This is a genomic window from Rhodococcus sp. ZPP (assembly GCF_017656075.1).
Taxonomy (GTDB): Bacteria; Actinomycetota; Actinomycetes; order Mycobacteriales; family Mycobacteriaceae; genus Rhodococcus_F; species Rhodococcus_F oxybenzonivorans.
In genome coordinates this window covers 3,884,879-3,896,212 of the sequence record NZ_CP058638.1, presented here as the reverse complement: position 1 = coordinate 3,896,212, position 11,334 = coordinate 3,884,879, and the positions used below count along the sequence as shown (strand labels likewise).

At 64.7% G+C, this 11,334-nt stretch carries 13 protein-coding genes; 10 read left to right on the top strand and 3 right to left on the bottom strand.

Features of this window, described 5'->3' with window-relative positions; translation table 11 throughout:
- The first annotated feature begins 5 nt into the window (after nt 1–5).
- Complete coding sequence (locus tag HYG77_RS18450) at nt 6–1,244, top strand: MFS transporter (protein ID WP_208960167.1); 1,239 nt, start codon at nt 6–8, stop codon at nt 1,242–1,244.
- Nucleotides 1,245–1,271: 27 nt separating this feature from the next.
- Here the strand turns inward: HYG77_RS18450 and HYG77_RS18445 are convergent, their stop codons facing one another.
- On the bottom strand, nt 1,272–1,958 hold the full coding sequence (locus HYG77_RS18445; protein ID WP_280123269.1) for an MFS transporter: 687 nt from the start codon (nt 1,956–1,958) through the stop codon (nt 1,272–1,274).
- A gap of 123 nt (nt 1,959–2,081) precedes the next feature.
- On the opposite strand from HYG77_RS18445, the gene HYG77_RS18440 reads away from it, so the two are divergent.
- From HYG77_RS18440 to HYG77_RS18415, 6 genes are all read left to right on the top strand, one after another.
- A complete protein-coding gene (locus HYG77_RS18440; protein ID WP_109335422.1) occupies nt 2,082–3,275 on the top strand; it encodes an FAD-dependent oxidoreductase in 1,194 nt (397 codons plus the stop codon).
- Between the two features lie 12 nt (nt 3,276–3,287).
- A complete protein-coding gene (locus tag HYG77_RS18435) occupies nt 3,288–3,569 on the top strand; it encodes a hypothetical protein (protein ID WP_109334097.1) in 282 nt (93 codons plus the stop codon).
- A 46-nt stretch (nt 3,570–3,615) separates the two neighbouring features.
- Nucleotides 3,616–4,929, top strand: coding sequence for an aromatic ring-hydroxylating dioxygenase subunit alpha (locus tag HYG77_RS18430; RefSeq protein ID WP_109334099.1), 1,314 nt, complete (start codon nt 3,616–3,618; stop codon nt 4,927–4,929).
- 49 nt (nt 4,930–4,978) lie between these two features.
- Nucleotides 4,979–5,482, top strand: a complete 504-nt coding sequence (locus tag HYG77_RS18425) for an aromatic-ring-hydroxylating dioxygenase subunit beta (protein WP_109334101.1) — start codon at nt 4,979–4,981, stop codon at nt 5,480–5,482.
- 66 nt (nt 5,483–5,548) lie between these two features.
- Complete coding sequence (locus HYG77_RS18420) at nt 5,549–5,884, top strand: non-heme iron oxygenase ferredoxin subunit (protein ID WP_109334103.1); 336 nt, start codon at nt 5,549–5,551, stop codon at nt 5,882–5,884.
- Nucleotides 5,885–5,926: 42 nt separating this feature from the next.
- The gene (locus HYG77_RS18415) at nt 5,927–6,706 is read left to right on the top strand and encodes an SDR family oxidoreductase (protein WP_109334105.1); all 780 of its coding nucleotides are present in this window, start codon (nt 5,927–5,929) and stop codon (nt 6,704–6,706) included.
- A gap of 60 nt (nt 6,707–6,766) precedes the next feature.
- Here HYG77_RS18415 and HYG77_RS18410 read toward each other — a convergent pair whose 3' ends face one another.
- Complete coding sequence (locus tag HYG77_RS18410) at nt 6,767–7,552, bottom strand: IclR family transcriptional regulator (RefSeq protein WP_109334107.1); 786 nt, start codon at nt 7,550–7,552, stop codon at nt 6,767–6,769.
- Nucleotides 7,553–7,641: 89 nt separating this feature from the next.
- On the opposite strand from HYG77_RS18410, the gene HYG77_RS18405 reads away from it, so the two are divergent.
- From HYG77_RS18405 to dmpG, 3 genes are read left to right on the top strand one after another with little or no spacing between them, the layout of a single operon-like run.
- Nucleotides 7,642–8,475 (top strand): fumarylacetoacetate hydrolase family protein, encoded by an 834-nt coding sequence (locus HYG77_RS18405; RefSeq protein ID WP_208960166.1) that lies wholly within the window; start codon nt 7,642–7,644, stop codon nt 8,473–8,475.
- Nucleotides 8,472–9,443, top strand: coding sequence for an acetaldehyde dehydrogenase (acetylating) (locus HYG77_RS18400; RefSeq protein WP_109334110.1), 972 nt, complete (start codon nt 8,472–8,474; stop codon nt 9,441–9,443). The genes HYG77_RS18405 and HYG77_RS18400 overlap by 4 nt, the downstream gene beginning before the upstream one ends.
- Entirely contained in the window at nt 9,440–10,450 is a 1,011-nt protein-coding gene (gene dmpG / locus HYG77_RS18395; protein WP_208960165.1) for a 4-hydroxy-2-oxovalerate aldolase, read from the top strand. Before HYG77_RS18400 ends, dmpG begins: the two co-directional genes overlap by 4 nt.
- A 118-nt stretch (nt 10,451–10,568) precedes the next feature.
- Here dmpG and HYG77_RS40690 read toward each other — a convergent pair whose 3' ends face one another.
- The gene (locus HYG77_RS40690; RefSeq protein ID WP_208960164.1) at nt 10,569–11,303 is read right to left on the bottom strand and encodes a GntR family transcriptional regulator; all 735 of its coding nucleotides are present in this window, start codon (nt 11,301–11,303) and stop codon (nt 10,569–10,571) included.
- Nucleotides 11,304–11,334: the final 31 nt, after the last annotated feature.

Here is an 11,334-nt window from a genome sequence, read left to right as displayed (position 1 = left end):
GTCCGATGGCTCGACCGCAGACTGCGCCGACCGAAACATCACCCACTGTTCCGGCACTGTCGGTGCGAACCGGACGTCGTGCCCGGACCTGGTTCTCGATCTGCGCGGCAATGTTCGTGGTCGCCTGGGGTGGCAATCAATTCACTCCACTGCTGACCATGTACCGGACGCAACGCGGGTTCAGCGAACTCGCCGTGAACACACTGCTGTTCGCGTATGTCGTCGGCCTGATCCCCTCGCTCCTGCTCGCGCATCGGCTGGCGGCCCGCTGGGGCACCCGGAATCCTCTCGTTCTCGCCGTACCCCTCAGTGCACTGGGCTCTATCCTGGTCGCGGCCGGGTCACACAACCCTGCGCTGATGTTCGCGGGGCGTATGTCGACCGGTGTGGCGCTGGGGATCGGGATGGTGGTCGGCGGGCTGGCGCTCGATTCGCTTTCGACCACATCTGGCCGCGCTCCACGCGCATCGGCAATGAGCCTGACCAGCGGATTCGCGGTGGGCGCGGGTGCTGCGGGCGCACTCGCCCAGTGGGCTCTTGCGCCGACCACCACGCCTTTCGTGCTTCACGGAGTGCTCTGCGCTGGTGGTGCCGTACTGATTGCGCGATCCACGACCGCTACTGCGCGCACACGGTCAGACCAATCGGAGCGAAACCGAACACCGCTTCCGAGAGCATTCCATCTCCTCGTGATACCCGCCGCACCGTGGATCTTCGGTGCCCTGGGCATCGCTTACGCGGTCCTCCCGCCCATCGTGGCGGCTGAGCTGGCCGGCTTCGATTCAGCATTCTCGGGAGTGCTGCGCCTGCTGAGTTTAGGACTAGGCTTCATCGCGCAACGTCTCGCCGGGCGCACACCGAAACGATCGGGCCCGACACGGGCGATCGGACTTACGCTGTTCGTGGTCGGCACGCTCGCCGCCGCCGTAGCTGCCGCAACCGCGTCGGTGTGGCTGGTCGTGGTCGCGGCATCCGTGCTGGGGATCGGATACGGATTGACGTTGGTCGGATGCTTGCGTGACTGCGAGCGATCAGCCCCGCCCGGCCGGCTCGGGACGATGACCGGCCGGGTCTACTGTCTGGGCTATCTCGGGTTCGGACTACCGACCGCGATCGCATGGCTGCACAGTTCATTTGCGATCGGCACGACGACATCATTGCTGTGGGTCGCCGGTGCGGCCGTCGCGACCAACATTGCAGGTGCTGTCCTTCTCGGCATCACACGAAAAGAGCAGGCGGGTTAGGGCATCTCGCCAAATCACGGATCGTGCCTAGCCGACATCCTCGTGTGCTCGCACCGTAACGGGCTCAGTTTCACTCTCTTGCAGAGAAATTCCCTTGGTCTCGGCCAGAAAGGCGACGCAGAGCGCGCTGGCTCCAGCGAGGACGGCCATCATGACTGCAAGTCCGAGACTGCCGAAGGCGGCGACCAACGGCGCGGCGACAATCGGGGGGATGGCCCCGCCCACCACACTGCCCATGTTGAACGCCACACCGGCGCCGGTGGAACGGTAGCGGGTGTGAAAGGTCTCGGGAATGATCGCCGTGGTGGTGCCGCTCGCGACTCCTACCAGCAGGAGCGTGCCTGCCACTGCAACGGCCATCAGAGCGATATTGCCGGAGTTCGCCAGGGGAAACAGTGCGAACGCCCATCCGACGGCCAGAGCGTTGGCTCCTCCGATGGTGATCTTGCGCCCTCGTCGATCTGCCAGGAGGGCTCCCGCGACGGAGCCGATGACGTTGAACCCGACGCCGATGAGGTTCACGGTCAGCATCTCGGAGCGACTGAAGTTCAGAACGGTGGTGCCGTAGTTGGTGATGTATACCGCGCCGATGTAGAAGAATGACAGCCACATGACTACCGCGCCGGATGCCAACAGCACTTCTTTGCTCTGGTGATGGAGGAGTTGGACGAGCGGCGTCTTGGTCTCGTTTAACCTAGGTGAGATGCAGGTCACTGCCGGTGGGATGTTCCAGTGAACGGAACTCCGGCCGGACACTGAGCGACTTGCGAGGTGTGTGCAGTTCCAGCGGTCGGAACTACGCACCACCCGGCCGTGCGACGTCGCTACGTTTCGACTATGTCCTTCCTGATCGTCGGCGCCTCGGTTGCAGGCACTCGAACAGCAATCGCCCTGCGGCAGCGCGGTTTCTCCGGGCACATAGTGCTCCTCGAGAGCGAAGAGCACTGGCCGTACGACAAGCCCCCTCTGTCCAAGGACCTCCTGGCCGAGGGGCACGTCCCGGATGTTCCGCGCCTTCTCACACCGGAGCTCGCAGCGGAGTTCGCCCTCGACGTCCGGTTGGGTATGCGCGCGACCGGTCTGGACCCGGCGCGGCGGGTGGTGTTCACCCACACCGGCGACGAGTTCTCGTACGAACGGTTGGTGATCGCTACCGGCGCTCATGCGCGGTCCCTCCCCATACCTGCCGTACCGGGGGTTCACACGCTGCGAACGCTCGACGACGCGACGGCTCTGCGAGAAGCTCTCGCCGGCAGGCCGCGGGTGGCCGTGGTGGGCGCCGGATTCATCGGCGCCGAATTCGCCTCCGCGGCACGAGGGCGCGGCCTCGACGTCACTCTGATCGAGGCACTCGAGATCCCGATGAGTCACGTTTTCGGCGACGAGGTCGGGCGTGAGATCTCCTCGATCCACACACTTCACGGCGCCGGGCTCGTCACCGGAGCACGCGTCGAGCGGTTCCTCGGCAGCGAGCAGGTCGAGGGGGTCGCCCTCGCCGGCGGAACCGAGGTACCTGCCGACCTCGTCGTCGTCGGCGTGGGTGCGGTACCGAACACGCACTGGCTCGCGGACAGCGGGCTTCCCATCGACGGCGGGGTGCACTGCAGCGACCGCTTCGAGGTCGAAGGCTTCCCCTCCATCTTCGCGATCGGTGACCTCGCCCTGCGCCGACACCCACTGCTCGGGGTCAGCGCGCGGATCGAGCACTGGACCAGCGCCGGTGAACAAGCCGATGCTGTCGCCGCATTCGTTACCGGCGCGGAACCCCTTGCGGCCCAACTTCCGTACGTGTGGTCGGACCAGTACGGCGCCCGGATCCAGATGGTTGGAATGCCCTCGCTCGGCGAACTCGCCCATCGCGAGGGGTCGATCGCGGAGGGCCGATTCCGCGCCGTCTACACCGACACCGACCACAACCCGATCGCCCAGGTCAGCGTCAACGACCCCAGAGCAGTAGCCGCGTTCCGCAAGAACCATCGTCGCGGCGGGAGTCTCGCGGACCTCGTCGGCCAGCAGACATCCGCCCGATAAAGGAAGGCACTCATGCGTCATATTCAGCATTTCAAGGACGGTCCGGACAAGATCCTTCATATCGAGACCGAGGGCTGCAAGGTCAACGTGATCATCGGGACCCACGACCTGAGCAACGAGGTCTTCACGACCGTCGAGATTCTGCCCGCCGAACCGGACGACGACGGACGGAACTGGATGGCAATCGGTCCCACGGCTGTGCTGGTCGTTCCGGCTACCGGCTCCGATCCCGACAGTTGGTTCTTCCGGGACCTCGCAATGACCGATCCCAGCGTCGCCGACCACCACCACTAATACACGCCGCCGGCGCGGCCCGCACTCATCAGAACGGATCATCTCCATGACCGCAGAGCAATTCATCATCGACGACCGTGAGAACAACCTTTTCCGGGTCAACCGTGAAGCCTTCACTTCCGAGGAGGTGCTGCAGCGCGAGCGAAAAGAGATCTTCGACAAGACGTGGCTGTACGTCGGACACGAGTCCGAAATTCCCGGCAAGAACGACTTCCAGACCCGGGACGTCGGCGGCCGGCCGGTGATCTTCAACCGCGACCGCCATGGTGATGTTCGGGTGCTGCTCAACACCTGCCTGCACAGGGGATCGTCCGTCTGCCGGCACAGTTCGGGTAACGCCAAAATTTTCACCTGCTTCTACCACGGCTGGGCGTACCGAAACTCGGGCGAGTTGGTCAACGTGCCCGGTAACGAGGATTACAAGAGCGAGCCGGCAGCGGTGTACAAGGGTCTACAGTCCCCGGCACAGGTGGACAGCTACCGCGGGCTCTACTTCGTGAACTTCGATCCCGACGCGCCTGATCTGCTGACGTTCCTCGGCGAAGCGCGCTACTTCATCGATCTGGCAGCCGATCAGTCCCCCGAAGGCGTCGCAATCCTGGAGGGAACCCACAAGTACTCGCTGAAGGCCAACTGGAAGCTCCTCGTCGAGAACAGCATCGACGGATATCACGCCAAATCCGTCCACCACACCTACTTCGAAATGATGATGGAACTGGGTGCCACACCCCCGATGCTGGGTAAGGAAACCGTCAACGGTGTGGCGCCGGCCGGCATGGGCACCGAATTCCCGAACGGGCATGCCACATTGATGTACCCGGCCAACGGACTCCCTCTGGCGACCGACAGTGTCAAGCAGACCCTCGCCAACCTTCGAGCACAGGCCGAGCAGACCTTCGGTGAGAACTACGCCACCGCGATGTTCGGCCTGGCACGAAACTCGGTGTTCTTCCCCAGCCTCATCCTGATCGATCTCAGCTTCGGATTGACGCTGCGCACGTTCTACCCGGTGAGCCCATCGGAAACCCTTGTGACCGGCTGGCAGATCATCCCCAAGGGTGTCGACGAGGAGTTCGTCAAATACCGCATCAACAATGCACTCACCTTCTGGGGACCGGCGGGGCTCGCGACCCCAGACGATGTCGAGGCTCTCGAACAGGCCCAGAAGGGGTTCGGTGCACGCGGCGAAGTCGGCTGGTCCGACGTGTCGAAAGGTATGGGCAAGCCCGTCCCAGCGGCAAACGACGAGCTGCAGATGCGTTCGTGGTGGCGAGAATGGAACAGGCGAATCACCGGACAGCAACTCCCCACCGAGGGCACGTCGTTCGTTCCCTTCGACAAGCAGGACGTCGATGCCTGACCTCGTTCGATAAGCGCCTATCCGCCAGTCACCCCAGAAGGACACCCTAATGACTTCCGTGTCAGAGACACCAACCATCACGACGCGTAACGCCGTCGAGGAATTCCTGTTCCACGAAGCCGGCCTGATCGACGAATGGCGACTCGAGGAGTGGCTCGACCTGTTCACCCTCGACTGCACGTACGAGGTTCCGGCCACGGACCGGCCGCACGCGGACCCCGGTCTCACGTGGTCGCTCATCCACGATGGTCGCACCATGCTCGAGCAGAGGGTGATTCGGCTCAAGAAGCCGGAGGCGCACGCCGAGTTTCCCCATTCGCAGACCAGTCGAATCGTCGGCAACGTGCGGATCCTTGCAGAGACGGACGAAATGATCGCCGTCACTGCTAATTTCATCATCAACCGCGCAAAATCGGGCAAGTTCGACACCTACGTCGGCCGGTACGACTACGAACTCATACCCGGGAACTCGTCGTTCCTGATCCGTCGAAAACGAGCCGTCCTGGCTCACGACATGCTCGACCCCCAGGGCAAAATCAGCTTCATCATCTGAACGATCCACGATTCGCACCGCCGACAAATAGGCGATTCCGCATCGCGCTTTACGAGAGGGCCGACCATGGCACCAGAAACGTCAACCGAAGCACTGATCTTCGCGTGCAACGAGCAGGATCTGGCTGACGGTGAAACTCTACGCTTGGACGCCGACGGTGGGATCGCCGTGTATCGCGTCGACGGCGAATTTTATGCCACATCCGACTCCTGTAGTCACGAGAAGTGGTCGCTCGGCGAAGAGGGCGAACTCGAGGGGCACGAAGTGCTCTGCACACTCCACATGGCCCGGTTCGACGTCCGCACCGGAGCACCCCTGTGCTTTCCCGCGGTTCTCGCACTGAAGAAGTACCGAACCGTCGTAACCGACGGCCGGGTGTACATAGCGCCGAACGAAGACTGAACACCGTCGCGCAGCGTATTCCAGCGGAAGGTAGTACCACACATGAACAGGTTCAAAAGCCGGACCGCGGTTGTCACCGGTGCAGGCAGCGGCATCGGTCGCGCCATCGCCGTGCGATTGGCGGATGAGGGTGCCGATCTCGTCCTCGGAGACCTCAGTGCGGACGCAATAGAGGCGGTGGCCGAACACCTTCGGCCGGGCGCGGCGTCGGTGACCACCGTGGTCGGAGACCTCTCCCAGCGAGAGGATGCCGCCGACCTCATCCGGCGGACAGTCACCGAACGTGGCGCGATAGACGTGCTGGTGAACTGCGCGGGCGGCGGCGTCATCCTTCCCACGTTCGACCACACCGAGGAAACCTTACGGGCCACCATCGACCGCAACCTCTGGACGACCCTGTACACCACGCTCGAGGCACTACCCCACATGGTGGACGCCGGTTACGGCCGAATCGTGCACATAGGAGCCGAATCCGTACGCAACGGTCTGTACCGGCACGCAATTTACAACGCCGCGAAGGGTGGAGTTCATGCATTCGGAACCGGACTCGCGCGTGAGTTCGCGGATTACGGAATCACCGTCAACACGGTCGCTCCGGCGTGGATCGAGACGCCGGAGGCCGCCGCCAAGTTGGCCTCCGCACCGGCCGAGGTGAAAGACGACATGGCGATATTCGGTGCCCAGATGCGCAACCTCATCCCGATGGATCGTCCAGGAACGGTCGAAGAAGTAGCGGCCACAGTCGCCTTCGTCGCGTCCGAAGAAGCGTCCTACGTGACGGGTCAGGTGATCAGCGTGAACGGTGGCAGTTCCATGCTGTGACGCAGTTTGGACGTGCTCTCGAACCGCAGCCGGGAGGGCCAAGGTAAGTGCGTCGCCGCCCTATTCTCGATCCCTGGCGTCGGTGAGCGCACGGGTAATGCTCAGGGCGGTGGTATGGACGGCGGGACCTACACGCCGGATATCGACCTTGCCGATCCATCCGGACGCGGAGACGGCGGCCACCGGTGGACCGTCGTCAATGCGGATGACGCTCGCCACGCAGGCCACGCCCGGTGCGGATTCCTCGTGCTCGTAGGCGATGCCGCTCGAGGCTATGCGGCGCAGCTGCCGCACCAGGGGTCCGGGCGTGGTGATGGTGCGTGGACCCACCTGGACCAGGCCGGCCGCGAGCACCTCGGCGATCATCTGCGGCGGCGATCCGGCGAGCAGGGCTTTGCCCACCCCCGTGGCGTGCGCGGGTAAACGGCTACCCACGCCGGACGGCAGCCACGGTGCGTCCCGTCCCGGCAGGATCTCGACGTAGACCACCTCGGTGCCGTCGAGGATGGCCAGATGCACGGTCTGCCGCGTCGCCTCCCGCAGATCGGCGAGGAACGGCAGCGCCACCTCGCGTACCGACCGGCGCCGTGAGGCCCGTTCGCCGAGTTCGAACAGCCGCAGACCGAGCACCACCTTGACACCCCGACGTTCGAGAAACCCGACGCCTTCCATCTCCTTCACCAACCGCGACACCGTCGCCTTCGGTATCCCGGTCCGCCGGGTCAGTTCGTTCACACCCAGCGCGGTGTCGGTGGGCCCGAATGCGGCGAACAGATCCGACATCCGCCGGACCACCGACGTCGGCTCGCCACCGGGCGGCGAAGTGTTCCGTTCTACGGGACTCATTCGTTGAGTATCACCACCCGGCCCGGCACAGTACAAGCCACACGCGCCGTCCGCATCCCCCACGAGCGAAAAGCAATCGGAGGACATTGATGTCAGCTAGCACGCCCACCACTCAACGAAGTTCGTCGATCCTGGCCGCAGCCGCCCGCCTTGCGGCCGCAACCACCCGACCGTGCGCACCCGTGCGGGACCTACTCGGAGTCACCGATATCGACGCCGCCTACGCGGTCCAGCAGCGGTTGGCCGATGACCGGGTAGCCGCCGGCGGCACCATCACCGGCCGGAAGATCGGCCTCACCTCCCCCGCCGTGCAACAACAACTCGGGGTGAACCAACCGGATTTCGGTGTGCTGTTCGCAGACATGGACGTCACCGGCCTACCCGAGGTACCGAGTAGCCGGTTGCTGCAGCCGAAGGCCGAGGCCGAGATCGCCTTCGAACTCGGCGCCGACCTCGTCGACGGCGACCTCGACATCACACAGGTCCGGGCCGCCGTCGCCCGCGCCGCTGCAGCGTTGGAGATCGTCGACTCCCGCATCGCCGACTGGGACATCACCATCACCGACACCGTCGCCGACAACGGCTCCTCCGGACTCTACGTCCTCGGCGAGAAATGGCTCACGCTGGACGAATTCGAGCCCCGCGATGTCGCGATGCGGCTCTACAAGAATGGTGAACTTGCCTCCGAGGGCACCGGTGCCGCGTGCCTCGGTGACCCCCTCGAAGCGCTCTCCTGGCTCGCCCGCAACGCCCGCGACTACGGTCAGCCCCTGCGCGCCGGACAGGTCATCCTCTCCGGGGCCCTCGGCCCCATGGTCCCCACCCCGCCGGGTACCACCATCCGCGCCGATCTGACCAGCCTCGGCACCGTGACCGCCACCTTCTCGACCGTGCCAATCCCCTTCCCTAAGGACAACTCATGACCGACACCCCCAAGATCAAGGTCGCGATCATCGGATCCGGCAACATCGGCACCGACCTGATGATCAAGGTCATCCGCAACTCCGACACCCTCGAGATGGGCGCAATGGTCGGCATCGACCCGACTTCCGACGGACTCGCCCGCGCCACCCGACTGAACGTGCCCACCACCGCCGACGGCGTCGACGGCCTGATCGCCCTCGACAACTTCGCCGACATCGCCATCATCTTCGACGCCACCTCCGCCAAAGCCCACCAGGCCAACGCCGCCGCCCTCGCCCCCTACGGGAAGAAGCTCGTCGACCTCACCCCCGCCGCGATCGGCCCGTTCGTCGTTCCCCCGGTCAACCTCGAGCAGCACCTCGACTCCGGCGTCGACAACGTCAACATGGTCACCTGCGGCGGCCAGGCCACCATCCCCATGGTCGCCGCCATCTCCGCGGTCACCCCCGTCGCCTACGCCGAGATCGTCGCGTCCATCGCCTCCAAATCCGCCGGCCCCGGTACAAGGGCGAACATCGACGAATTCACCGAAACCACCTCCCACGCCATCGAACAGGTCGGCGGCGCCGCCCGCGGCAAGGCCGTGATCATCCTCAACCCCGCCGAACCGCCCCTGCTGATGCGCGACACCGTCTTCGCCCTGATCGGCGACGCCGACCACGACGCGATCCGCGCGTCCGTCACCGAGATGGCCGCCCGGGTCGCCGAATACGTCCCCGGCTATCGGCTCAAGCAGGACGTCCAGTTCACCCCCATCCCCGACGGCGAACCCGTGCATACCCTGCTGCGCGACGGCGGCGGTCCGGTCACCACGAAGGTGTCGATCTTCCTCGAGGTCGAGGGCGCCGCCCACTACCTGCCCGCCTACGCCGGCAACCTCGACATCATGACCTCCGCGGCCCTGCGCACCGCCGAGTCCATCGCCCGACGCATCCAGAACACCATTCCCGCGGAGGCAAACTCGTGACCACCCCCCAGCTCTACATTCAGGACGTCACGCTCCGCGACGGCATGCACGCGGTCCGGCACCGCATCACCCCCGACGACGTCGGAGCGATTGTTGCCGCCCTCGACGCCGCCGGTGTCGACGCGATCGAGGTCGCCCACGGCGACGGTCTCGCCGGAGGCTCCCTCAACTACGGGCCCGGCTCGAACACCGACTGGGAATGGATCGAGGCGGCCGCCGACAATCTGACCCACGCCACCCTGACCACGCTGCTGATACCCGGCATCGGCACCATCGCCGAACTCGAACACGCCTACCAACTCGGGGTGCGCTCCATCCGGATCGCCACGCACTGCACCGAGGCAGATGTGTCCGCCCAGCACATCGCCAAGGCCCGCGAGCTCGGCATGGACGTCTCCGGATTCTTGATGATGAGTCACATGGCCCCCGCCGACGACCTCGCCAAGCAGGCCAAGTTGATGGAATCGTATGGGGCGCACTGCGTGTACGTCACCGACTCCGGAGGCCGACTCACCATGGACGGTGTCCGCGACAGGGTCCGCGCCTACCGGAACATTCTCGACCCCGGCACCCAGATCGGTATCCACGCCCACGAAAACCTCTCACTGTCCGTCGCCAACAGCGTGATCGCCGTCGAAGAAGGCGTCACCCGCGTCGACGCGTCCCTCGCCGGGCACGGCGCCGGCGCCGGCAACTGCCCGATCGAACCATTCATCGCCGTCGCCAACCTCCAAAACTGGACGCACGGCTGCGACCTGTTCGCCCTCCAAGACGCCGCCGACGACCTCGTCCGACCCCTGCAAGACCGGCCCGTGCGCGTGGACCGAGAAACCCTCACCCTCGGCTACGCCGGCGTCTACTCCAGCTTCCTCCGCCACGCCGAAACCGCCTCGAAGCAATACGGCATCGACGTGCGCACCATCCTCCTCGAAGTCGGCAAACGCGGACTCGTCGGCGGACAGGAAGACATGATCACCGACATCGCCCTCGACATGACGGCCCTGTAGGGCGGGTTCGTCACTACCGAGGTCCGGCGTCGAGACCGCCGCCGTGCCTCGGTCGCCATCCTTCCTCAGCGGGCGGCCTTCGGACCGTCCTTCACTGCGATTGGCCGTGCGGATCCGATCAGGACGGAGCCGCCCGCGATCCCTTGTAGTCGGCGTCGAGCCAGAGTTGGTGAAGTTGCTCGAGAGAACTCTGCATTTCCTTCACCGCTTTGGTGGAGTCTCGTGCCCACAAATACTTCATGAAACGTCGACGCGATCGAAGCACCATGTCATCCTCTGTCGGACCGACCGCAAGTACCAGGTCACGCATGACCTCCATCAGTGACTTCATCATGGCAACCATGACGGGATTGCCTGTCGCCTCCGCGAGTAGGTTGTGAAACTCGACATGGACGAGGGCCTTCCTCTCCCAGTCTCCCGCCTCGCTCAAGGTCTCTGCGTGGGAGATGTTCGCTTCGAGGCGTTCCAGCATGGCGTCATCTGCACGCTCACATGCCACCTCGATGACGACTGACTCGATCCATCCACGCGCGTCCCGCAGGTCGCTGAGCGAGAAATGGCCCAGTTCCATCATGTCGGACATGCTGGCCGCCACTCGTCCAGGGTCCGCGGCAGCAATGAAGGCGCCGCCTGTAGCGCCACGCCGGAGTTGGATCAAACCGGAGATCTCGAGCATTCGCAGTGCTTCGCGTACTGTGTTGCGACTGACCTCGAACTGCTCGGCGAGGGCCCGCTCCGCAGGAAGTCGGTCACCTGTGCGTAGCTCGCCGCTGCGGACCATTCCCCGGATCTGGCTGATGATCTCTTCGAACGCTCGGCGAGGCTTTGCCGGCTGAAATGTCGGCGTGCCCACGTGCCCTCCTATTGACCTCACACACTGCTCA

What these genes read in the sequence shown, in the direction of transcription:
- HYG77_RS18440 (WP_109335422.1), top strand. Translation starts at nt 2,082, where the DNA reads ATGTCCTTCCTGATCGTCGGCGCCTCGGTTGCAGGCACTCGAACAGCA.
- HYG77_RS18420 (WP_109334103.1), top strand. Translation starts at nt 5,549, where the DNA reads ATGGCACCAGAAACGTCAACCGAAGCACTGATCTTCGCGTGCAACGAG.
- HYG77_RS18430 (WP_109334099.1), top strand. Translation starts at nt 3,616, where the DNA reads ATGACCGCAGAGCAATTCATCATCGACGACCGTGAGAACAACCTTTTC.
- HYG77_RS18410 (WP_109334107.1), bottom strand. Translation starts at nt 7,552, where the DNA reads ATGAGTCCCGTAGAACGGAACACTTCGCCGCCCGGTGGCGAGCCGACG.
- HYG77_RS18415 (WP_109334105.1), top strand. Translation starts at nt 5,927, where the DNA reads ATGAACAGGTTCAAAAGCCGGACCGCGGTTGTCACCGGTGCAGGCAGC.
- HYG77_RS18435 (WP_109334097.1), top strand. Translation starts at nt 3,288, where the DNA reads ATGCGTCATATTCAGCATTTCAAGGACGGTCCGGACAAGATCCTTCAT.
- HYG77_RS18425 (WP_109334101.1), top strand. Translation starts at nt 4,979, where the DNA reads ATGACTTCCGTGTCAGAGACACCAACCATCACGACGCGTAACGCCGTC.
- HYG77_RS18405 (WP_208960166.1), top strand. Translation starts at nt 7,642, where the DNA reads ATGTCAGCTAGCACGCCCACCACTCAACGAAGTTCGTCGATCCTGGCC.
- HYG77_RS18450 (WP_208960167.1), top strand. Translation starts at nt 6, where the DNA reads ATGGCTCGACCGCAGACTGCGCCGACCGAAACATCACCCACTGTTCCG.
- HYG77_RS18400 (WP_109334110.1), top strand. Translation starts at nt 8,472, where the DNA reads ATGACCGACACCCCCAAGATCAAGGTCGCGATCATCGGATCCGGCAAC.